Annotated in this window: 16 protein-coding genes and 3 pseudogenes; 7 read left to right on the forward strand and 12 right to left on the reverse strand. The window is 68.0% G+C overall.

Annotated features, from left to right (window positions below):
• Positions 1-156: 156 nt before the first annotated feature.
• The 4 genes and pseudogenes from ACIQM3_RS03990 to ACIQM3_RS04005 all read right to left on the reverse strand — a co-directional run.
• Positions 157-695 (reverse strand): annotated as a pseudogene (locus tag ACIQM3_RS03990) (HAD domain-containing protein); the annotation flags it as partial.
• Between the two features lie 15 nt (positions 696-710).
• Positions 711-1,403, reverse strand: coding sequence for a class I SAM-dependent methyltransferase (locus ACIQM3_RS03995; RefSeq protein ID WP_401618393.1), 693 nt, complete (start codon positions 1,401-1,403; stop codon positions 711-713).
• Between the two features lies 1 nt (position 1,404).
• Entirely contained in the window at positions 1,405-2,316 is a 912-nt protein-coding gene (locus ACIQM3_RS04000) for an aminoglycoside phosphotransferase family protein (protein WP_401618396.1), read from the reverse strand.
• A 75-nt stretch (positions 2,317-2,391) separates the two neighbouring features.
• Positions 2,392-3,141: pseudogene (locus ACIQM3_RS04005) on the reverse strand (hypothetical protein).
• Between the two features lie 223 nt (positions 3,142-3,364).
• Here ACIQM3_RS04005 and ACIQM3_RS04010 point away from each other — a divergent pair.
• The 3 genes from ACIQM3_RS04010 to ACIQM3_RS04020 all read left to right on the forward strand — a co-directional run bounded on the left by ACIQM3_RS04010 (position 3,365) and on the right by ACIQM3_RS04020 (position 7,646).
• The gene (locus ACIQM3_RS04010; protein ID WP_401618398.1) at positions 3,365-4,720 is read left to right on the forward strand and encodes a tetratricopeptide repeat protein; all 1,356 of its coding nucleotides are present in this window, start codon (positions 3,365-3,367) and stop codon (positions 4,718-4,720) included.
• 1 nt (position 4,721) lies between these two features.
• Complete coding sequence (locus tag ACIQM3_RS04015) at positions 4,722-5,252, forward strand: NUDIX domain-containing protein (RefSeq protein ID WP_401618401.1); 531 nt, start codon at positions 4,722-4,724, stop codon at positions 5,250-5,252.
• Between the two features lie 363 nt (positions 5,253-5,615).
• Positions 5,616-7,646, forward strand: coding sequence for a hypothetical protein (locus ACIQM3_RS04020; RefSeq protein ID WP_401618404.1), 2,031 nt, complete (start codon positions 5,616-5,618; stop codon positions 7,644-7,646).
• 832 nt (positions 7,647-8,478) lie between these two features.
• Here ACIQM3_RS04020 and ACIQM3_RS04025 read toward each other — a convergent pair.
• The 7 genes and pseudogenes from ACIQM3_RS04025 to ACIQM3_RS04055 all read right to left on the reverse strand — a co-directional run bounded on the left by ACIQM3_RS04025 (position 8,479) and on the right by ACIQM3_RS04055 (position 16,284).
• Complete coding sequence (locus ACIQM3_RS04025) at positions 8,479-12,003, reverse strand: AAA family ATPase (RefSeq protein ID WP_401618407.1); 3,525 nt, start codon at positions 12,001-12,003, stop codon at positions 8,479-8,481.
• 126 nt (positions 12,004-12,129) lie between these two features.
• On the reverse strand, positions 12,130-12,762 hold the full coding sequence (locus ACIQM3_RS04030; RefSeq protein WP_401618410.1) for a DUF6000 family protein: 633 nt from the start codon (positions 12,760-12,762) through the stop codon (positions 12,130-12,132).
• Positions 12,763-12,765: 3 nt separating this feature from the next.
• Positions 12,766-12,987, reverse strand: coding sequence for a hypothetical protein (locus ACIQM3_RS04035; protein WP_401618413.1), 222 nt, complete (start codon positions 12,985-12,987; stop codon positions 12,766-12,768).
• A 562-nt stretch (positions 12,988-13,549) separates the two neighbouring features.
• Entirely contained in the window at positions 13,550-13,957 is a 408-nt protein-coding gene (locus ACIQM3_RS04040; RefSeq protein ID WP_366392585.1) for a PIN domain-containing protein, read from the reverse strand.
• A complete protein-coding gene (locus tag ACIQM3_RS04045) occupies positions 13,954-14,229 on the reverse strand; it encodes a hypothetical protein (RefSeq protein ID WP_401618416.1) in 276 nt (91 codons plus the stop codon). Before ACIQM3_RS04045 ends, ACIQM3_RS04040 begins: the two co-directional genes overlap by 4 nt.
• Positions 14,230-14,536: 307 nt before the next feature.
• Positions 14,537-15,118, reverse strand: a pseudogene (locus tag ACIQM3_RS04050) (Uma2 family endonuclease).
• Between the two features lie 269 nt (positions 15,119-15,387).
• Positions 15,388-16,284, reverse strand: coding sequence for a LysR family transcriptional regulator (locus ACIQM3_RS04055; RefSeq protein WP_401618419.1), 897 nt, complete (start codon positions 16,282-16,284; stop codon positions 15,388-15,390).
• A gap of 79 nt (positions 16,285-16,363) precedes the next feature.
• Here ACIQM3_RS04055 and ACIQM3_RS04060 point away from each other — a divergent pair, with 79 nt between their 5' ends.
• Positions 16,364-16,711 (forward strand): DoxX family protein, encoded by a 348-nt coding sequence (locus ACIQM3_RS04060; protein WP_401618422.1) that lies wholly within the window; start codon positions 16,364-16,366, stop codon positions 16,709-16,711.
• A 23-nt stretch (positions 16,712-16,734) separates the two neighbouring features.
• On the opposite strand, the gene ACIQM3_RS04065 is transcribed toward ACIQM3_RS04060, so the two are convergent.
• Complete coding sequence (locus tag ACIQM3_RS04065) at positions 16,735-17,370, reverse strand: DUF6000 family protein (RefSeq protein WP_401618425.1); 636 nt, start codon at positions 17,368-17,370, stop codon at positions 16,735-16,737.
• 351 nt (positions 17,371-17,721) lie between these two features.
• Here ACIQM3_RS04065 and ACIQM3_RS04070 point away from each other — a divergent pair, with 351 nt between their 5' ends.
• From ACIQM3_RS04070 to ACIQM3_RS04080, 3 genes are all read left to right on the forward strand, one after another.
• Entirely contained in the window at positions 17,722-18,549 is an 828-nt protein-coding gene (locus tag ACIQM3_RS04070) for an NmrA family NAD(P)-binding protein (protein WP_401618428.1), read from the forward strand.
• 217 nt (positions 18,550-18,766) lie between these two features.
• Entirely contained in the window at positions 18,767-19,759 is a 993-nt protein-coding gene (locus ACIQM3_RS04075; protein WP_401618431.1) for an AraC family transcriptional regulator, read from the forward strand.
• Between the two features lie 294 nt (positions 19,760-20,053).
• On the forward strand, positions 20,054-21,565 hold the full coding sequence (locus ACIQM3_RS04080) for a cryptochrome/photolyase family protein (RefSeq protein ID WP_401618434.1): 1,512 nt from the start codon (positions 20,054-20,056) through the stop codon (positions 21,563-21,565).
• Positions 21,566-21,598: the final 33 nt, after the last annotated feature.

The raw sequence follows: 21,598 nt of genomic DNA on the forward strand, positions 1-21,598 counted from the left end.
ACGGATGGCGGCTGTCTCCGATCCTCAGGTCCGACAGGGCATTGGGCTCCGCATGAGTTGAGTCTCGGCCCCTGGCCGCGCCCAGGGTAGTCGGGCGCCACGACGCACCCTGATGCTCTCGTTGATCGTGACAGCGAGGGCATCAGTCGTCAGGCGGCGCGGGCTGGGCAACTGCGAGGCCCATGCCGTGACCTCGGTCAGGTGCTCAGGCCGCAGCCCGAGGTGTGGGTCGGGCTGAACAAGGAGGGTCGTCGCTCCCTTCGCAGTGCGCTCGGTCGCCCATTCACGGTCGAGGCTGGTGAAGTCGTCGTCGATCCAGACAGCGGGAGCGTCCTCCAGCCATGCGTCGACGTGGTCGCGTTTCCAGAGGTAGCCGTTGGGATGGCTACTTGTGATCTGTGGGCGTGGGAGGTCGACGTACGGCAGGTCTGGCAGACCCAGGAGGGGGCCGATGAGAGTGGCGGCGTCCTGCCGCCAGCTGGTGTACCAGACCGGGGTGAACAGCCCGGTGCGGATGACGTCCAGGAGCAGGCGGCCGTGCTCGGGATTGAGCCAGACGGTGACCGGGTTGTCGGCGCTCCGGCCTTCGGGGACTACGTCGTGGCGAGCATGGGGGGGGCCGGGGTCGAGTCATCCGCGGCGGGGAAGGGTATGAGGACGCCGTCGACGTCGAGGAGCAGGTAGGGCGGGCGCATCGGTACCTCCAGCGGTCACAGTTTGTGGGCGCGGATCAGCAGGGTGGCGGGCGAGCGGCCCATGTGAAGGTCGTGGAATTCCTGTGCGGAGGTGAGGCGGAGGCCGGCCCGGCTGAGGTGCCGCTCCCAGCGGTCGGCGTCGAACTCCCAGCGGGCGATGGGGAGACGGGTGCGGTCGGGCAGCGTGACGAAGTCGCGGCGAGGCCGGTCATCGCCAGAAACGCTGCGGTCGCCGCGCTGCGGGTGCGGAACGGAGAAGGCGAGCACCCGACCGGGCTTGAGGCGTTGAGCGCTGGCTACCAGCAGGAGCTCGGGAGCGACGAGCCCCACCGCGCCGAAGACGGAGTAGATCGCGTCGAACTGCTCGTCGGAGGCATGCAGGTAGTGCAGAGCGTGCCCGGCGACGAAACCGAGGTTGTTCAGCCGTCCGTAGTGGGAGCGGGCGCGGCGGACCTGGAGGCCGACGAAGTCGACGCCGGTGACGTGAGCACCGTGGCGCGTGGCGAGGTGGGCGACGTTGTGGCCGGGGCCGCAGCCGAGTTCCAGGAGTCTCTTGCCGCGCAGGTCCGGGCCGAGGATCTCGGCGGCGGGGCCTTGGCCGGGTCTCGTGGTCCATTCCATCCGGGCGGGTACCGTCAGAGGTTCGTCGAGTCCGGCGGCGGTGCGCTGGATGGCGTGGGCGTGCCATGGCGAGGACTGGGCGAGCACGTCAGATCTCCAGGAGGTGGAGCACATCGGTGAGGTGGCGGCGGACGACCTTGATGTAGCCGGGGTCGGTGGACGGGTCGTTGATCCAGCGAACCGCCTGCTCCATGAACCACTCGACGGCCCACATGCGGTGCCAGCCCAGGGCCCAGTTCTCGGCGGTCAGCCCGCCCCGCGAGGCGAGAGCGTCCGGGGTGCCGCCGGCAACGACGTACTGCTCCAGGAAGACGCGCAGCCGCAGGAGATGCGGGCGCTCGATGGTCCCGTGCCAGCTGGCGAGGTCGAGCAGGCCGGGGCCGGTGAAGGCGCGGGCGAAGTCGAGCAGCCGCCACTCGCGCTCGCCGACATGCAGGCTGGTGGGGTGGAACTCCGAGTGCACCCATCCGAAGGGCGCCAGCGTTGCTCCGGCCGAGCGAGCTTCCGCGGCCTGAGCGATCCGGTCGAGCGCCTTCTCGACATCGTCGGCGTCCTGCCACCGGTCGGCCTTGCGCAGCCGTTCGAGATGCTCCAGCGCTCGGATGGGCAGCGCGCGCAGCCGCTCCTGGTCGAGGACCGGCAGGCCGGGAGCCCTACGGGTGCTGTGCAGGACCACCGCCGCAACGACGCCATCGAGGTCATCGGCCTCGCGGGCGGACGGCCCGAGGTCCTCCATGAGCATGCCGAGCCAGCCGTCGAGAACGACGGAACCGTGGATCTGGGGGACGGGGACGCCGAGCGTGTGGGCGAGGCGGAGGGCTTGGTCCTCGCTGTCGAAGGGCTTCTTGGCGTATTTGAAGATGGCCGTGGAGCCGTCGGGGAAGGTGACGCGCTCGACTCCGGACATCGACCACACCCGCACCTCCTCCCGTCGGACAGTGGGCTGGCCGGTCGCGGTGAGCAGGTTGTCGAGGAGTTCGGCGTTGGGGTTAGTGGGCATGTGAGGGCTCCGGGGGATGGTGGCGTCCGGGGCGGGCGAGGGAGGCCGGCCCGCCCCGGAGCCTGGTCGGGTGGGCTACGCGGCGGGGTTCACGCGGTGGGCGTAGACCTGCTCGATCCAGCCCGCCTTGAACGCGGCGAGGTCGTCACGGAACCTGGCCATCGAGGCACCGTAGGGTGCGACCACGCCGCCGGACTGGTCCGGCACGGACTGGCAGCCGTGCACGAGCCGTCCCCCGAGCGCGGCGTGGGCCTTGATCGACTCAATCCGCCGGTGCTCGTTGAACCAGCCGCCGTGATAGACCTCGTCGAGCATCCCGCCCAACTCGTCGTCCAGGTCGAAGACGACGGAGGTGGCGGCGGGGAAGAACCAGCACGGAGCGACGTTGGAGATGTGCCCGTCCAGCTCGACCTTGTTGAGCGCCATCAGCGTGGCCGCCTCACGGAGCATCCGCAGGTGGTCGGCGGTGATCTGCGGGAGACCGAGGCCGGCGAGGTGCTCGTCACGGAACAGGTACGCGTACACCTCGTACGCGGTGGCCAGCACGCGGGCCGCGTCGGAGGTGGACTCGCCGTGGTGCTTGGTGAAGTCGAGCGCGAGCTGCTCGACCGCGCTCTCGGTCGTCTCGTTCACCTCCAGGAGCTGGGTCTTGACCAGCTCCTAGTCGGCGACGAGCCAGGTGTTCGACTCGAAGCGGAAGAAGTACTCGGCCGGTTCGATGGTGATGCGCCGGCCGTCGACCTGGATGCCGGGCAGGCGGCTCCAGCGCGGGTCGAACGCCTCGGGCAGCTCGACCGTGATGGCCGTGGTGTCGATGGTGGTCACCGTGTCTCCGTCTCTGATCGGCCGGGTCCGGACACAGGAGTGCCAGAACCCGGCATGGGCGTACGGAACTTCGGGGTGCCGCCCGGACCAAGGGGGAGCCTGGATCACGGTCACGCCATTCCGGGCGGCTGCTGATAAGTGAACCGGTGGTCACGCTCAGTGGGTACGGTAGGAGGCAGTTGAAGCGGTATACGCGGTTTACAGCTCCAGGTCGGAGGTGGTCGTGGCGGCGCAGAGAGAGGCCAACTCCCGCCTGCGGGATGCCATCGACGCGGCCGGATGCACCTACGAGGCGCTCGCAAGAGACGTGCGTCGCGTGGCTGCCGAGAACGGCGAGATGCTCCAGACCAACAAGTCGGCCGTCTCGCACTGGGTGAACGGCAGCCGAGCCCCGTCAGGGCAGGTGGGTCAGTACCTGGCCGAGGCGCTGTCCCGGCGAGCAGGACGCCCGATCACCCGGACCGAGATCGGTCTGTATGCCGGTGATGCCGAAGAGCCGACGGAGGCCGATCCGGTCCTCGCCGTCACCGACCTGGGCCGCGCCGACGTCGAACGCCGCCGCTTCCTCGCCATCGCAGCCTTCACCACCGCCGGCGTCGCCATGCCCCTCAGCCACGACCACGAGGCCACAGCCCGCATGCTCCGCGCCCGCACCGGCACGTCCCTGGTCGGCGCGGAGGACGTGGACGTCGTACGCCAGATCACCACCGCCTTCAGCGCTGCCGACGAACGCCTCGGCGGCGGGCACGGTCTGACCACCGTCTGCGCGTACCTCGCTGACACCGCCGCACCCATGCTTCGCGGGCGCTTCCCCAGCGAAGTCTTACGCCGGGCAGCCTTCGGAGCCGTCGCCGAGCTCGCCTACCTGGCCGGGTGGAAGCACCACGACCTCGGGCAGGAGGGTGCCGCCCAGCGCTATTACCAGGTCGGTTACCAACTCGCCTGGGAAGCCGACCCCCATGGCCACGCCGCATGGATGATGCGCGCCCTCGCCCACCAGGCGCTGAGCCTCAAGCAGCCCCACCACTGTGTCGACCTCGTCGAAGGCGCTCTCCGCCGGGGCCTTGGCCACGCCGACGGCCAGACGGAAGCCCTCCTCCACATCACCCACGCCCGCGCCTACGCCGCCACGGCGGAAAGTTCGTCAGCCGCACGCGCCCTGCTCGCCGCCGAGGACGCCCTCCTACGTGACGACGTCCCGCAACCCAGCTACTCCCGCGTGAGCGGCCCCGCCGCCGGCACCGTGGCCAGCCACACCGCACGCACGTTGACCGACCTCGCCGACCACATCGGCACCGAGCAACAGCACCGCGACGCCCTCACCCGCTGGGACCCCGAGAAGTACAAGCGCGTCCATGCCCTCACCCACGCCGACCTCGGCGACAGCCTCGCCGCCCAGGCCCGCGCCGACGAAGCCGTCGCCGCCTGGACCCAGGCCCTGATCCTCATGGAGGGCATGACCTCCGACCGCACCCGCAAGGCCATCTCCTCGATCCGCTCCACCCTCGCGGTCTACCAGCGCCGCCGCGTCCCCGGCGCGGCCGATCTCGCCCGCCGAGCCCGCGAAGCCCTCGCCTAACATGCCCAACAACCCGCCCAACGAAGGGAACCCCGTGGCCCAGCAAACCGACGACCAGCCGAAGGCCCTCAAGCCGGCACTCGAATCCATGACCCTGCTGGTCGCCGCAGTCATCGTCCATGACAAGGCCACTAACCGCGTCGTCCTCCTCCAGCGCAGCGAGAACGCCAAGTTTGCCCAGGGCATGTGGGACCTCCCCGTCGGCAAGAGCGAACCAGGTGAGCCCATCACCGAAACCGCCGTCCGCGAGCTCTACGAGGAGACCGGCCTCACGGTGAAGCCGGAGTCCCTCAAGGTCGCCCACATCATCCACGGTGCCTGGGGCGTTGAGTCCCCCAATGGCTTTCTCACGGTCGTCTTCGCCACGCACGAATGGACTGGCAGACCCGAAAACCGCGAACCCCGCAAGCACGCCCAGGTCCGCTGGATCGATGCCAACGCCATCCCCGATGCGTTCGTGGACACCACCGCCAGTGCCCTCCGCCGCTACCTTGAGGGTGGTGCTCAGGTCTCCCTCGACGGCTGGCGTTGAACAGGAGCAGCGGTGCATCGTGGGCTAGATGCGCGCTGCCGGTGAATAACTCCGCGATATTTGCAGAGACTTACCCCTCACGCCTTGGCGGTGAAGCTACTATCTGACTCGGCGATAGTTCGCCGGGATCTACCGAGTGCGCCGGTCGTGAAGACCATTCACGGGCGACGAGACCAGCATGGTTATCCATGGCTGCCAAACATTCGTGTCAACCCGTGCGCGCTCCGTCCGTCAGGTTCGAGCAGATCTCGCACCGTGCGGCCGGAAATGCTGAGGCACAGGCATGAGGTGGCCTGCCCGCGCGTTGATCGCACGCCGTGGCGTGCCGGTGCTCGCACGCCGTGATCCTGGAGAACGCGGCAGATGAACGATCAGCCCCAACTCGAGCTTCCAGCGCCTGAAAAGATCCCGGCAACCTTCGTCGGCGAAGCGGGCCCAGAAGATGAAGCATTCACGCGAGCCGGTGATCTCCGCGTGCGGGCGAGTCAGATCAACAAGTTGACTTCGAAGCAGTATCAGGAGATCCGTCAGCGACTGATTGATCTTGGGCTCCCTGATGAGATCGCCTCGACGACCCCATGGCTGGCCGCTGACCCGCAGGCCATGATTGATGAACTCAAGCGTCTGCGCCACGAAGTTCTCGTGCCCGGGGTCACCGGCATCACGCTGTACATCGACGTCATGATGGCCGCACTGGTCCGTGCGCCGGAGAACCTGCGGATGACGCACAAGCGGTATAGCGGTTCGTTCGAGCTGCCCCAGTATCAGACCACACCGGCCAACACCGCTCTCACCTTCGATCTCCGAGCACGCGGGTCTCTGGATGACACCGCACGCTTCCTGTTCACCGAGTTGGACAAGGTCGACGCGGAGATCGACGCCAACAACAAGTACGGCAGCGACATCGTTGTTAATGGCGTGCGCATCGGCGGCCTGCTGTTCCCCCTGCTCGTCGGGCTTCCAGAGCAGCCCTGGCTCGGCGGGTGGGAGACGGCGGACTGCTACGGCCGTACGTACTTCATCCAGGAGGCCGAGAAGATCACCGCCAGCCAGGTCTTGGAGTGGTTGCGGGTGGTACCCACAGATGCCCGGGAACTCCGTCTGCACCCCCTTCAACAGCGTCGTGCGGAGCTGCTGTCCATCTCCGGCAAGGTGCTCGCCGGCAACACAACACTTAGCGAGGCGGAGGAGCGGATGCTCCTGCGCGCCGTAATGCCACGCACCAAACTCGTCCTGCGCGTGGATGGCCTGCTGCCGATGGATGAGGTCCGGCGGCGCCTCGTGGCACAGCAGCACCTGGATCGCCCGACACCATTCAGCGTCGACACGGAGTGGCAGACGCGGGCAGAGGCTGTCCTGCACGCCCTCCACATGAAGGGGAAGCTTGCGGTTCCGCCGGGCGTCGAGGCATCGCGGGTGAAGAGCTGGTTGGACAAGCCGCAGGCAGCCATCAGCGAGGGCGAATGCCACGCCGACGACATCGCAGCCATTGGGATGGCGTCCCTGCTCCATATCCCCGGCAATTCGGCTGACTGCGTCATTGGCGCTGCGCTCAAGACCCGCGGTGTCACCGGAACGCTTCGTACGCACGCCCGACCCGAACTGACGGCCCAGGTCATTGCCCGTGCCATCGCCGATGACAGCGCGCGCGACAGCCGCCGGTCGGCGCTGGAACGCGCTCTGCAGATGACGGAGCTACGAAGCCTTCAGGTTGACATGCGTCCCATCGGCGAGCTGCTTGAGTCTGCCCGGAACGAGCTGGGGGACGCCGTGGAGGCACGCTCGAAGGGGCAGAAGCTCGATCTCGGATCTTGCATTGCACAGATTGCGGCGCGGGCTGCCTTCCACCTCACGTGTGGGACGGGGAACAAGGGGCCTCTGCTCCAGCGCAGTCCTCACGGCGCGGGTAAGGGTGAATCGCAGGAGCCGGCTGAGATCCTGCGCCGACTGGCCAGCAGTAAGGATGGCCTGGAACAGCTCGGTCAGGCCATCTACGACGGTCGTCGCGGGTTCCCGGTCCGTGTGGTACCGGAGGGGCAGCGGGCTGAAGATCGCTCGGACCTCTGTCTCGATGAGTACCAGCTCACCAAGACGGGCCTGCGGGATCTAGCGCTGTCGCAGAAGATCGAGATCGAGGACCCGACGGCTTCTGCGCTGGTGGCTGAAGATACTGACCGTGTTAACGATCGGGTACGGGAGCTCGGGACCTTGGTCGAGGACATGAGCCAGCACAAGGACGACAAGGAGGAGCTGGCGTACGTCGAGGATCGTGGGTGGCATGACCCGCACAAGACGATCCCTGCCTTGAAGAAGATCACGGAGCGGCTCGAAGACTGGGAGACGCTGCACCGGGTGCTCAACCGCGACCGTCGGCCCGCAGTGGATGCCCAGTGAGGCCGCCCAGGCGTTTTGCCCCGGACTTGGTCGATCACATCCATGCGCTCCTGAGCATCGAGGTTCCGGGCATTGGGCGCGTACACGGAGCGAACTCGCACGGAGTGGTGCTTGGATGGTCACGCCCGCTTCTCATGCCCATGGCTGATGTCCTGGCTCGGCGGCAGTGGCCGGAGATACGCACTGCCGTCTATATCCCGTGCACCATCACCGCGATGGTGCTCTACGTCGGCAGTGTGCACCGCCGCAGCGCCGCCCTGGCTCCTCGGCTTCGGACTCACCTCGGCGAGGACTCCTCGCGCCGGGAGAGCTGGACGCATCTGGCACTGATCACGTTGCCGGACTCCACCAGCGCTGATGCCGTACGCCGGTGTGAGGGGCGGGTTGGCCGCGCGCTGGACCCCGCGGACAATCAGCGGCTGCCAGCCGTCCCCGGCCGTGCCCCGTGGGTGCCTCGCCGCCGGCAAGGTGGAGGGGCGTAGCGATAAGCGGGTGCGGTGCGCGATCTTGGCACTGCACCCGTCGAGGCTGCCGTCAGCGCTGGAGGATGGTGGCTGCCGCCCCAGCTCATCCTGGACGGCCACGGGTTTGTGATCGACATCGTCAGTCCGCACGCAGTCTGCAGGACACCCGTAAGCGTCCGTCGGTGGCCAACGCAGGCCAACGGGAACTGCCTGGTCAGGGCGATGGGTGGGGCTCCGCTGCAGGTCAGGATCGGCCCGCAGACATTCCGCTTCAACGTCTGATCGCGTACCTAGAGGCGGCCTGACCTGCGACGATGTAGGTCAGGCAGTCGTGCTGTCCGCAGAACTTCAGCCTGGGGGAGTCGTCCTCAGGCATACAGGCCGGTGTCGGCGGCCAAGGCGGCGGAAGCGGCCAGTACTTGCGCAAAGCTGGCTACAGCCGCGTCGTCCAGGTGCTCAATCGCCCCACGTAGGTGCTCCTCCCAGTCGAGACGGAACTCGTAAGCGAGTAGGTGCCCTTCTCGGTGGGTAGCTGGGCTGATTCCGAGTAGAGAGTTTAAGTCGGGCGCCGGCATGACAACGGGGGCCCGGAAGATCTCGCGTTCTGCGGCGTCGGGAGCGAACCGGCTCTGACCGAGCAGTAGGGCTGGGTCCACTAGCCGTGCGGCTTCCTCGCACCAGACGGTTACGTGCCCCCGGATCTGTCCGTCTTTCATGACCATCGGCGGAAGTTGCCAGCCCGGCAGGTCAAGTGATCCGCCATCACCACGGGTTACTCGCAATGCGGTAGGGATCAATCGGCACTTCAGTCCCGAGGCGCGTAGCGCTGTGGTGAACGCCAGAACGAGGAAGGCAGGAGAGGGCGCCGCTTGCCCACTCAGGTGATACAGGGTGGCTCCGAGCAGGCTGTAAAGCGAGTGCGCATCTCGCGGAACAGCCCGGTTGAGAGCCACGGCACTACGCCACGGGTATTCGGAGACCAGATACGTTCCGCTGCCGCCAGACGGCGGCAGCGGAACGTGAGGAGGCCCCTCCAGGCTCACCGTTTCGGGAGGTTCGTCATGGGAGTCCTGTTTATGCAGCTCTAGGAATTGGCGCGCGGTGACCGCGAGCGGTACGTGGCTCTGCCCCGCAGCCTCGAACAGCTCAAGGCTCTCTCGCATCAGGGCGCGGCACAGCTCCGGGTCACTGTCTGGATGCCCCAGAAGATGTCGGGTCCAGGCGAGCACAGCGCGTCGGTGCGTGACATGGGCCAGTACGTCCGGCCCGGCTTCGGTGTGTGCTACGAGCCACGTCTCAGCCTGGTCGATCAACAGCCCTGCGGCATTCAGGATCCAGACATCAGTGGGTAGCCCCTTCTTCTGCCTGCGGAGGCTGCCCGTCGTCAGGGCATGGGCCACGTCCACCATATGGTCTGCGTGGTGGCGCATGATGTTCACGGCTTCCCGCTCGGCGGGCTCGGGGATTTCCGCGGTGACGGCGAGGGCCTCCTCTAGCCGACCCGTGGATGCTTTGACGATGGCGTCCAGGAAGTGTAGTTCCGCGCTCGTCTCGGCGTCTGCCGGAGCCGCCGCCTTAGCCTGGTCGATGGCCATTGCCGCGTCGTCCCAGTTCTGGATCCACACGAGCGACTGCACCTGTTCCAACCGGATTCTGAGGGCTGCCGAGGGAGCCACATCCTCGCGCTGCAGAACCGCCTCCAGCCTGGCGTTGGCGCGGGCGATGTCAGCGAAGCGGTCCGTTGCCACTGCCGCGCGCATGTCGGCGACGTGTGCCAACAACAGGTGCTCGACGCCCTCAGCGTCGAGTGCATCCATGCCTTCCAGTAAAGTCCAGGCAATCTGTGCCGCCTGTGCGGCCTCATCGAACCGCGACTGATTCATCAGACACTGGGCCAGTGTGGTCGTCGTGGCGGCTCGGCGGTAGACGGGATCGTCAATTGCCCCTTCGTCGGCGTGCTCAACGATCGTCAGTGCCTCACGTAACAGCCCCTCGCTGCGCACCAGATCACCGTGGATGTTTGAGATCGCTCCCGCGACATTGGCCAGCAATGCCACTGTGTTGGCGTCCGCATAACCGCTACTGGTCACGCGGTGCGCCACATGAACCGCATGCTCGATCAGGGTGGCGGCCTCGGCCCATGTGTGCTGCTTCTGGCAGTCCACCAGTCGTTTCACCAACTCGTGCTGGAAGCGTCCTTGCATCGCATTGACAGCCTCGCTGTCCATCATCGCCCGGATGACATCCTGGACGATGCGGTGGATTGCGAGAAATCCGTCTCGGGAGTCGACCAGAGAGAATTTGCGTAGCTCCCCCACAGCTCTGTAGACGGCGGGCCCGGTCGGCAGGTCGAGTGTCGCGAGGTGGAGTGGAATGAAGTCTGGGGCGAGCAGGGCACAGCGGGCGAGCAGCGCAGCGGCGAGATGCCGTCCCGAGTCGTTGGACGAGTGCAGCGTCTGATCGAGCACTCCTTTCACGCTAAGGGTGACCGCCGCGGTCAACGTCGCTCCCTCCCGGTAGTCGAGCGGCACGAAGCCGCGTTCGTCGAGCAACTGGGCTCGGCAATCGGCGAGTTCAGTCAGATAGACGCTGACCGGGCACTGGGTCGCCGCAATGTAGCCGATGGCCTGGGCGATGCCGAGCGGGATGCCCTCCACCGCGTTGACCAGCGCGGACACCTCGGACTCGGACGCATCCGGCAGCCGTTCTCCCGCCCAGGCCGTGGCCTCTTCGGCCGTCATCCGTTCAACGACTAGCCCGCCGTCTGCCGCAGCCCAGGCCGAGTCGCGGGTGGTGACCAACACATGCGCGCCTTCGCAGGTCGGTAGTAGACCTTGCAGCTGCTCCCGGTCCGCGACGTTGTCGTAGACGATCAGCAGTCTGGTGCCTAGGTGCGACAGGCGGAGGCCGACCTGAGTGAGGATCTCCACGTCGGTGGCCGGTTCGGTGTCTTGCCGCTCCTCGGCGACCATCCGCCGATACGCGGCGATGACGTCCTCGCGAGTGTCGGACGGGATCCACCAAACAAAGTCGTATTGGTCCCGGTGTCGGTGGGCATACAGCCGTGCGATGCTCGATTTGCCGATCCCTCCGAGTCCGGACACCACCACCGGGGGTGGGCCTGCATCGCGTTCCGTGCTGAATCGATCTCTGAGCGTTGTCAGCTCCCTGCTCCGGCCGCGCACACCGGCAGCCGAAGGGACCTCACGGAAGAGTGCGCGGCCGGGCCCGGGCAGCTTGACCGCCTCGGCATGAGGCGTGGCGCGGCGTCTGCGTAGGAGGCTCGGAAGCTCGGCCAATCGGAACGTGCGCCGGGCAAGCAAGTGGTCTCCGGACCACTGAAACATCTTTACAAACAGCGAGTCGACCGTGCTGTCGACGTCCTCCGCAGCCATGGCGACGGGTGACAGGCGAAGCAACTCCAGCCGGGCCTGGTCGAGGATCTGCTCCCACGGCCCGATCCGGGTATCGACCTCCAGTCGGCGGAGCAACGCGTGGTCGTTGACGGATAGCCCGATCGAGGTCGGCACTTCGTCCCTGCACTCTGCCAGCCATTTGGCAGGGTCCGGCACGGCCCGGGCACGTGTCACTGCGTTCCGCAGGGCATGTCCTGATGCGTGCACGGGTGCATCTGAGAGGAACCGCAGTACCGCCGTGCCTTCGGGATCTGCGGAGCCCCAGCGTCGAGCCAGCCGTACCAGTTCCAGACCTGACCATGAGCCCGGCTCGACGCGTGTCTTCGCCTGTGCGAGCAGCAGCGGCCGTCCCTGCGCGTCGCGTACTTCGAAGTCGATGGCCTCATCGGCCCCCTCGGCCCGGAAGGTCTCGGCCTCTGGGTACTCCTCCGGAGTGCGAATGAGCTGCAGAATGGCGCACGCCGTCTGAAAGCTCATGCCCCGTGCCGTATCGACTCCGCCCATATGGCGATTCCCCCTTGGCCTCGGTTTCGCCCTCCAGTATGGAGGACACCACTGACAGTGCGTATCGCACCCGGTCACAAGCTGCTACGTAGGGGTCTCCTAAGCGCGGGACCAGCCATTGCCGAGGCCAAGGTGGAGGTCTGTCCAGCGGCGAAGCTCGGTGGGGGTGTAAGCGGGGTGGTCGCGGAGGTGGGCCAGGGTGTTGACCCGCTGGTCCCATGGGCAGTCGGGCTCGGTGAAGCGGTCGGCGTGGTGGGTGCCGAGGTGGGCGTCGAGGCGGAGGAGTGCACCGAGGGCTGCGGGTTGGTCGTAGCGGAGGTCGGTGCGGGGGAGATAGCGGTCGAGGTAGGCGGTGAGGATCTCGGCGTCTGCGTGGGTGCCGAAGCGGGCCAGCGCGAAGCAGTAGGAGCTGCCGGAGAAACAGAACTCGCTGGCCATGAGCAGGTCGCCGATGCGTTCGCGGAACGTGGCGCGTCGGCCTACGCCGATCAGCCAGGCGGCGGTAAGTCGTGAGCGCCACTCATAGCCGAGGAGGGCTTCCAGCTCGGCATCGGTGATCGTGGCCGAGTCGTCGATGAGGTGATGGGCGAAACGTTCGGCGTGAGGCCACTCGGGCCGTAGGAACCGACCACTTTGCAGGACGAGATAGCGCGCGTGGCCTGAGTCCTTCCTTGCCGCGTAGCGCTCGATTACGTAGCCGTAGCCGATTTCCTCGGGGTGCTGGAATGGCATCGGTCACCTCTCCGGGTACAGGTCGGTGCGGTCGATCCAGGTGGGGGCGACGACGATGTTGTCGCCGACCGGGGCTTCGGAGGCTTCCAGCAGGGACCAGGTGCGGGACTCTTCGACCAAGTGCTCCCAGGGCACACTCCAGTCGAGTTGCCAGTCCAGGCCGTTGTCCGCGATGCCGTACGTGCGGCCGGCGTCCACTCGCCAGAACTGGGAGTAGCGGATCACCTGGGAGTGATCGACCAGGTCGTTGATGATCTGGGTGAAGTGGGTCGAGGGCCAGCCAGGGGCGTTGTCCGCGGCGGTGGCTCGCAGGCGGGCGGTGAGCGGCGGGATGACGGGGGTGCGGGGGACACTCCGGAATTGGTCCGGTGCCAGCGCCCGTGTTCACCACACCTCTGTTGCCACTCGCCGAGCGGTACCCGCACTCCGCGCTCGACCACCGTTTCGTCAACATCGACGCCTCCCACGTGTATGTTCGCGGGCGCCACCTCAATCCGGCAGGCGCCCATTCCGATCACGTGCGCGCTGAGTCGGCACACCTGCTACTCACCCTCGCGGACTACTCGCGCTGAGGCGACTGTCCAAGGCCCTCAATGCCAGAGGACTGCACCCTCGCGCAACCCGTGTACGCCGCCACCGCTCATCCGCTATTCCTAGGGCAGCCGACCGTGGCACCGCTCACTCAACCTTGACCCTCCCGGGCCCTTCGAAATGGCCCCACGGGGTTCGTTGGGCCTAGCCACGGGGCTGGCGAGACAGTGCGAGTCAAGCTGAGTGAACGCCAAGGTCAGACATCCTTGATCTGTACTCCGTCGCCGCACAGTTTCGACCAGTCGTCGCGGTCCGAGGTCATTACGAGGACGGGTGCCGGGGAGCGGAGCGCCATCGCGGCTACGAGGGCGTCGATGGCGTACTTGTGGCCGTGCAGGCCGCCGGCGTCGCTCAGGAGCTGCACCGCAGTGAGACTGTCCGCCTGGGTGACTTCTTGGACTTGAAGGCGGGAGAGCACCCAGCGCAGCCGGGCGGTATCTGTCTTCCCGTAGACGGCCTCCACTACGGTCAGGGCCGATACGAGGACGGGCACGCCCACGCGCCGAGCGGCCTCGATCCGGGTGATCATCTGGCGGTCGTTGCGCAACAGCAGTGACAGCGCCTGGGAGTCGAGCACCAGGGACCTGGCCGCGGGCTCCTTCATGCGGCGCTGTCGTTCGAAGCGTAGGGCGCCGGAGCGTCACCGAACAGTTCGCTCCGCGCGGCCTGGATCTCGGCCTCGCTCAGCGGCTCGTGCTCGGCTTCGTAGGCAGCCACGATCTCGGCGAGGCCGTCCATGGCGAGCTGATGCCGGACCGCCGCCGTCACGTATGCGGACACGCCGCGCTTACCGGTACGGGTACGCAGAGCACCGAGAAGTTCGGAGGGCATTGACACGGAGAGGTTCTCCGTGCCGCCGGGGCGGGGTGACTTCATGGCCACAAGTCTAGTACAGAAACTATTACAGCGTCTTGAGCGCTGCGCGGCCTGTATCCGAGGCGGGCGTCGACGCGTATCTTGACGCTCCTGGATCTTCTTGTACTTTGCAGTGAATCTCGTGCTGGGATGGTGCTGGGATGCGCCCGCATAACCGCAGGTCAGAGTAGTTGTGGTGGAGTTCAGGTTCAACGTGTAGCGGGCTGGTTACTGCAAGCTGGACAGTCTCGTCAAGAATGCTGGCCAGCGGGGTCGGACTTGGGTGAGTCCGGCCCCGACTGCGTTTCCGTGCTGACTTGGTGATGACTCAGTCGCGACGGGGCGGAGCGAGCTTCTCCAGGTCGAGGTTGATCTCGAAGGGCACCGGGCGGTTGAGCGTGCCCCTGAAGATGCCAACGGGCACATAGGTGGCGGTTGGCTCATCGAGTTCGTAGACGTGGACGATGGGTGCTCCGGCCTCGTCCTCGATGCGCCAGTAGTGCGGGATGCCGGCCTCTGCATATTTGTGGAGCTTTACCGTGCGGTCCCGGTGTGCGGACTCGGGGGAGACCACCTCGACGGCGAGTCGTACTTCATCCGGGGCGAGCCAGGTGCGGTCACCGTCGAAGTCGGCCGTCGTCACCAGCAGATCCGGCTCGGGCCGATTGCGTTGATCGAGTTTGATGGTCATTTCCCGTCCAACCCTTACGTCGGCCGGCGCCTGCTCCATGAGAGCCACGGTGAGCATCGTGACGAGATGGCCGTGCCACTACCGCTGCGGAGACATCGTGAATACGAGGGCGCCGTCGATCAGCTCGGTGTGGCGCGGTGCTTCCGGGAGGCGGTCCAGGTCCTCCGCGAACCAGCCTTCCGCGCGGGGCGGGCGCATCCAGTCGGGCAGTGCGGTCATGGCTCAACCGTAGCGACTCAGTGAGATCCAGGTCACGAGGTCGGCGGCGGCGGAAACGAGAACCGCCCTCGTCACTCGCACGCGGGCCCTCCGACCGTGCCTGCGCTGCACGCTCATCAGGAACTCACCTCGTCGGAGGACACCACTCACCCGCGCGGTCTCGTTGGAGGTCCCGCCGGTGTGCCATGGATTTCTCTGTCTCGGCACTTGGGGCCAGTCCGCAGCCAGTCCGCAGGGCCGGAACCGCGGCTCGTCCCGGATCGGAGTCGTCACTGTGGGCGGACCACGGTCAGGCATGAGTCGACGAAGTCCTCGGTAAGCGGGTTGTCGTCGGCGGCCGGGGGCCGGACCACGGCGACCGTGCAGGGGGCGACGCCCGTGACGGGGCGCTGGGTGATGCCGGGGCGGGGGTAGTAGCGGGCGGCCGCCGATGGGGCGAGTGCGATGCCGTAGCCGTTGGCGATGGCGTTCAGCCAGTTGTCCGGGTGGCGCGTCTCTGCGCCGATGCGGGGCGGGTGGCCCTCGCGTGCGTCGGTCGCCAGCCACCAGTCGCGCCATTCGCCGGCCTCCGGCGGGGTCGCTACGAACGGCTCGTCCCAGAGCTCCCGGAAGGCGATCGACGCCCGGTCCGCCAGCCGATGACCGGATGGCAGCAGCACGCAGCGAGGCTCGGTGAACAGCTCGGTCACCCGCCAGCGTTCCTGGCCGGGGAAGGGCAGATACAGCAGCGCGGCATCGACGCCGCCGTCCGCCAGCCCTGCCGTCGGCTCGGACCACACGCCCTGCCGCAGCTCCACCCGCCAGCCCGGCCGGCGGTCGCCGAACGTGGCGATAATCGCGGGGGTCGCCTCGTTGGCCCCGCTGCCCATGATGCCGACCCGCAGAATCCGCTCCGCCCGGCTCGCGGCAGCCTTGGTCTCCCGTACCGCCTCGTGCAGCGCGTCGAGCAGGGCCGGCACACGGTCGGCCAGTGCCCGGCCCGGCTCGGTGAGGGTCATGCCCGCCCGGGAGCGGATGAAGAGCCGCACGCCCAGCTTCGTCTCGAGCTGCTTGATCTGCTTGGTCAGCGACGGTTGCGCCATGAACAGGCGTTCTGCGGCACGGGTGATGTTGCCTTCGTCGGCCACCGTGGCGAAGTAACGCAGCAGGCGGGTGTCCACATCCATGCCATCAGGCTATGGACGCAGGTATTGGACCGCCACGGTTGGGGCCCACGAGGGTGGAGGTGATTCGGAAAGGACCACCATGTATCCCGCGTATCTCGTCCTGACCCTGCTGACCGCCATCGCGACGGGCATCGGCGCCTGTATGGACTTCACCCGACATCCCGCGATCGTTGCCATTGCGGAGCGGCTCCAGGTGCCGGTGTCCTGGATGTACCCGCTCGGCGCCTGTCTGGCTGCGGGCTCGCTGGGCCTGCTGGCCGGCCTGGTCGTACGGCCCTTCGGGATCGCGGCTGCGGCCGGCCTGGTCCTGTACTTCATCGGCGCGGTGATCACCCACCTGCGCGTGCGCGACCATCAGCTCGGCGGTGCGCTGCTGTTCCTGGGCCTGTCCGCCGCGACACTCGCCACAGCCGTAGCCGCCCCATGAGCATGCGGAAGCAGGGCATGGGCTCAGGTCACGGACACCCAGCCGTCGGCGAAGTCGCACTGGACATCGGTCCGGCGGCGCTGCGCGCCGGGGGTGTGTCCGGGGTCGCCCCGGAGGTGGGTGAGGGCGTTGACCCACTGGTCCCAGAGGCCGTCGGGCTGGGTGAAGCGGTCGGCGTGTCGGGTGCCGAGGTGGGCGTCGAGGCGGAGGAGGGCACCGAGGGCTGCGGGCTGGTCGTATCGGAGGTCGGTGCGGGGGAGGTAGCGGTCCAGGTACGAGGCGAGAATCTCGGCGTCCGCGTGGGTGCCGAAGCGGGCCAGGGCGAAGCAGTAGGCGCCGCCGGAGAAGCAGAACTCGCTGGCCAGGAGGAGGTCGCCGATGCGTTCGCGGAACGTGGCGCGTCGGCCTACGCCGATCAGCCAGGCGGCGGTGAGGCGTGAGCGCCACTCGTAGCCGAGGAGGGCCTCCAGCTCGGCGTCGGTGATCGTGCCTGCGTCGTCGACGAGTTGACGCGTGAAGCGCTCGGCGTGCGGCCACCCGGGCCGCAGGGCGCGACCGCTCTTCAGGTCGCGGTAGCGCGCGTGGTCCGAGTCCTTCCGCGTCACGTAGCGCTCGATCACGTAGCCGTAGCCGATCTCCTCGGGGTGCTGGAACGGCATGGGTCACCTCTCCGGGTGCAGGTCGGTATGGCCGATCCAGGTGGGCATGACGAAGGTAACCGTCATGGCGCCGAGTGGTCGCGGCGCCAGAGGGCGGGGACCCACCAGCTGAGCACCAAGTGGTCGCCGGGCCACGGGACGCGGGCCTCGGCTGCCGGGCCCTCGAACGAGTCGCTCACCTGTGAAGTCTCGTTGCAGGTCGGCCCGTGCGCCATGGATTATTCTGCCCCGCCCGCCGAGCGGGAAGGGTGGTGCGGGCCTGTGCCTCGCGCTCACAGGTCGAGACGATCGCGTATGAAAGTGAGCCTGAGAGCCATGTACCGTCTGCGGCGCAGAGACTTCAATGAAGTCATGAGCACTCAGGGACAGAACATCGCACCCATCCTCGTCATCGGCGGCACCGGTAAGACCGGGCGACGCGTCGTCGAGCGTCTGCAAGGGCTCGGCCGTCCGGTCCGGAGCGGTTCGCGCAGCAGCGGGATCCCCTTCGTCTGGGAGGACGAGAGCACCTGGGAGGCCGCGCTCGACGGGGTTTCCGCCGCGTACGTGACCTACTACCCGGACCTCGGCTTCCCCGGCGCGAAGGAAGTCGTCGGACGGTTCGCCGCGTTGGCCGTGGAGCGGGGCGTCCGCCGCCTGGTGCTGCTCTCCGGCCGGGGCGAGGAGGGTGCCGTCGCCGGTGAGGACGCCCTCAAGGCGTCCGGCTGCGACTGGACCGTCGTCCGCGCCAGCTGGTTCAACCAGAACTTCAGCGAAAGCTTCTTCCGCGACCCGGTCCTCTCCGGCGAGCTGGCGCTCCCCACCGGCGACGCCGTCGAGCCGTTCGTCGACGCCGACGACATCGCCGACGTGGTGGTCGCCGCCCTCTCCGACGACCGGCACATCGGCAAGACGTACGAGTTGGCCGGGCCGCGGCTGCTGAGCTTCCACGACGTGGCCCGTGAGCTGTCGGCGGTCACCGGGCGGACCATCACCTACGTCCCGGTCAGCGTGGACGACTACCGCGCGGGGCTGCGCGAGCTGGGTGAGCCGGAGGAGTTCGCGGACCTCTTCACGCTCATCGTCGACGGCCGAAACGCCAACCTGGTGCGCGGCGTCCAGGATGCGCTGGGACGGGAGCCCAAGGACTTCGCGGACTACGTCAAGGAGACCGCGCCCACCGGTGTCTGGGACGCCTGACGAGAGGGTGTTCCGCAGCGGTGGTCCGCCGGACCGGGCTACCCGGACGTTGGACCACCGCACCGCCCGTATGGCACGGAGGCCGACCGGGCCGGCCGCCCCGCGCGTCGGCAGGAAGCGTTGACAGACTGGGCCCGGCCCCGGGCGGGGAGGGGTACGGCCGGCCGGGGCCGAGCGCCCCGCGACAGACTCGGCGAGACGGTGCGAGGAGAAGGTTGTGGATGCGCTCAGCGGTCTGCTGGAAAGTCCCAAGGCGCGGGGCGCGTTTCTGCTGAGATCGGTGTTCAACCCGCCATGGGGGCTGCGCATCGAGGACCGTGCTCCCCTGTCGCTCGCCATCATGCTGCACGGCTCGGCATGGGTGCTCCGCGAGGGCGCCGACCCGGTGAGGATCGCTGCGGGGGACGTGGCGGTCCTGCGCGGCCCTGAGCCGTACACGCTCGTCGATGACCCGTCCACCTCCCCGGGCATCACCGTGGACAGCGATCAGCGCTGTAACACCACTGCCGGCGAGGATGTCACCGAGACGATGTCCTTGGGCGTGCGCACCTGGGGCGAGCCACGTCGCGCCGGGTCGACCGTGATGCTCAGCGGCACCTACCAGGCACCCAACGAGGTCGGACGCAGGCTGCTCGCCTGTCTGCCCGCACTGCTCGTCCAGCCTGCGTCCGCCGCGCGTACCCCGCTGATCGGCATGTTGGCCGTCGAGATGGACAGGGAGGACATCGGCCAGGAGGTCGTCCTCGACCGGCTGCTCGACCTGTTGCTCATCAACGTACTGCGCTCCTGGCTCATGGAGCCGGGCACGGGTGCGCCGCTCTGGTTCCGAGCGCAGAGCGACCCTGTGGTGGGCCGGGCGCTGCAGCTGTTGCACGAACGGTTCAGCGAGTCGTGGACCGTCGCCTCGCTCGCGGCTTCCGTCGGGATCTCCCGGGCGGTGCTGGCCCGGCGCTTCGCCGAACTCGTCGGCGAGCCGCCGATGTCCTACCTGACGGGATGGAGGCTGACGCTCGCCTCGGAGTTGCTGCGCGACCCCGGCCTGTCGATCGCCGGCATCGCTCAGCGGGTCGGATATTCGGGGCCGTTCGCGCTGAGCACCGCGTTCAAGCGAGAACGAGGCGTCAGCCCGCAGCAGTTCCGCCAGGGCAAGCGGTCCCAGGAGACTCCGGCGTCAGGTTCGGACGGCCGGACCGTGATCCTCAGGCGCTGAGACGCGCCTGAGGTGGTCAGGATCCGGCCCGGTGAGCCGAGCGGTACGCAGCGCACTCGTCCCGGCCTCTGCCTGAGCTTCGGGCCGGAAGACGGCGCGGTACTCCCTCACTGCGTGCCCGCGTCTCCCTCATGATGACCTCGATCGGGATGCCGGCTGCCGGATTTCGCCATGGCGAAGTGCGGCGCCCCGGCGTGTGCCGGGCGCCACCCGCGCCGGCGTGCGTTTTGATCTGTGAGGGAAAGCGTCGCGCCGCCCGCGGCCGGGCGACAGTTCGTCGAGGGAGCGCTCGGAATGGCTGAGGAAGAGTCCGGCGCCACCCACTGGCTGTTCGGCGACCAGCTCGGTCCCCATTTCGTCGATCCGGCGCGGGGCGGCCCGCAGCGGAACGCGCCGCTGCTCATGATCGAGGCCCGCGGCGTTTTCCGACGGCGGCGGTTCCACCGTGCGAAGGCCCACCTGGTGCTGTCCGCGATGCGCCATCGGGCCGCCGAGCTCGGTGACCGTGTGCGGTACGTCAAGGCGGACACCTACCGTCAGGGCCTGCGTGAGGCAGTGGGGGAGGGCCCGGTGACCGTGCACCATCCCACGTCCCACGCGGCCCACGCCTTCGTGCGCGCGATGCCCTCCGTGAGCGTTCTGCCGGCGCGCGGCTTTCTCGTGACGCACGACGAGTTCAAGGGCTGGGCGGACGGCCATGGCGAGAAGCACCTCCGACAGGAGGACTTCTACCGGTGGGTCCGCAGGACGCACGACCTGCTGATGGAGGGCGACCGCCCCGTCGGCGGCCGGTGGAACCTGGACCACGACAACCGGCAGCCCCCGCCGCGCGGCGTCAGCGACCTGGGCGTGCCGGCTGCCTACCGCCCCCGGGAGAGCGACATCGACGCCGAGGTGCGGTCCGACCTCGACCGCTGGTCGCGCGACGGGCACGTCGAGTTCGTCGGTGAGGACGCACCCCGCACGTTCCCCGCCACCCGCCGGGAGGCGCTGGCCGCACTCCGCCGCTTCGTGGAGCACCGGCTCGCCACGTTCGGCGCGTACGAGGACGCGGTTCTCGCCGGGGACGCGACGATGAGCCACAGCCTGCTCTCCTCGTCGCTCAACCTCGGCCTGCTGGACCCCGCGGAATGCGTCGAACGGGCGGAGGCGCAGTGGCGGTCCGGCGATGTGCCGCTCAACAGCGCCGAGGGATTCGTGCGACAGATCGCCGGATGGCGCGAGTTCGTGTGGCACCTCTACTGGTACTTCGGCGAGCGATACCGCGCGAGCAACGCCCTGCGCCACCACGAGCCGCTGCCGGACTGGTTCACGGAACTGTCCCCGGACGGCACGGAGGCGAACTGCCTCACCCACGTCCTGGAGCAGGTCAGGACGACCGGCTGGACGCACCACATTCCACGCCTGATGATCCTGGGCAGCTTCGCCCTGCAGCGAGGGTGGGAGCCCGGGGCCGTCACCGACTGGTTCCACCGCAGCTTCGTCGACGGCTACGACTGGGTCATGGTCCCGAACGTGGTGGGCATGTCGCAGTACGCGGACGGGGGCCGCATGACCACCAAGCCGTACACGTCCGGAGGCGTGTACATCGACCGCATGAGCGACTTCTGCGGCTCCTGCCGGTACAAGCCGTCCGTACGGGTCGGTGAGGACGCATGCCCCTTCACCGCCGGGTACTGGAATCTCTTGCACCGCCACCGCGACCGGTTCGAACGCAACGCGCGGATGACCCAGGCGGTGCGGGGGCTGGACAGGCTCCGCGATCTCGACGCCCTGCTGGAGCAGGAGCGTGACCGCCGGAGTTGAGAACGCCTGCTCCCGGACCGCCGGGGCGGGACA

Source organism: Streptomyces sp. NPDC091271, from assembly GCF_044757505.1.
Taxonomy (GTDB): Bacteria; Actinomycetota; Actinomycetes; order Streptomycetales; family Streptomycetaceae; genus Streptomyces.

Excerpts from the sequence above, each read along its gene's own strand:
- ACIQM3_RS04000 (WP_401618396.1), bottom strand. The coding sequence starts at position 2,316 with ATGCCCACTAACCCCAACGCCGAACTCCTCGACAACCTGCTCACCGCG.
- ACIQM3_RS04015 (WP_401618401.1), top strand. The coding sequence starts at position 4,722 with ATGCCCAACAACCCGCCCAACGAAGGGAACCCCGTGGCCCAGCAAACC.
- ACIQM3_RS04020 (WP_401618404.1), top strand. The coding sequence starts at position 5,616 with ATGAACGATCAGCCCCAACTCGAGCTTCCAGCGCCTGAAAAGATCCCG.
- ACIQM3_RS04025 (WP_401618407.1), bottom strand. The coding sequence starts at position 12,003 with ATGAGCTTTCAGACGGCGTGCGCCATTCTGCAGCTCATTCGCACTCCG.
- ACIQM3_RS04030 (WP_401618410.1), bottom strand. The coding sequence starts at position 12,762 with ATGCCATTCCAGCACCCCGAGGAAATCGGCTACGGCTACGTAATCGAG.
- ACIQM3_RS04040 (WP_366392585.1), bottom strand. The coding sequence starts at position 13,957 with ATGAAGGAGCCCGCGGCCAGGTCCCTGGTGCTCGACTCCCAGGCGCTG.
- ACIQM3_RS04045 (WP_401618416.1), bottom strand. The coding sequence starts at position 14,229 with ATGAAGTCACCCCGCCCCGGCGGCACGGAGAACCTCTCCGTGTCAATG.
- ACIQM3_RS04055 (WP_401618419.1), bottom strand. The coding sequence starts at position 16,284 with ATGGATGTGGACACCCGCCTGCTGCGTTACTTCGCCACGGTGGCCGAC.
- ACIQM3_RS04060 (WP_401618422.1), top strand. The coding sequence starts at position 16,364 with ATGTATCCCGCGTATCTCGTCCTGACCCTGCTGACCGCCATCGCGACG.
- ACIQM3_RS04065 (WP_401618425.1), bottom strand. The coding sequence starts at position 17,370 with ATGCCGTTCCAGCACCCCGAGGAGATCGGCTACGGCTACGTGATCGAG.
- ACIQM3_RS04070 (WP_401618428.1), top strand. The coding sequence starts at position 17,722 with ATGAGCACTCAGGGACAGAACATCGCACCCATCCTCGTCATCGGCGGC.
- ACIQM3_RS04080 (WP_401618434.1), top strand. The coding sequence starts at position 20,054 with ATGGCTGAGGAAGAGTCCGGCGCCACCCACTGGCTGTTCGGCGACCAG.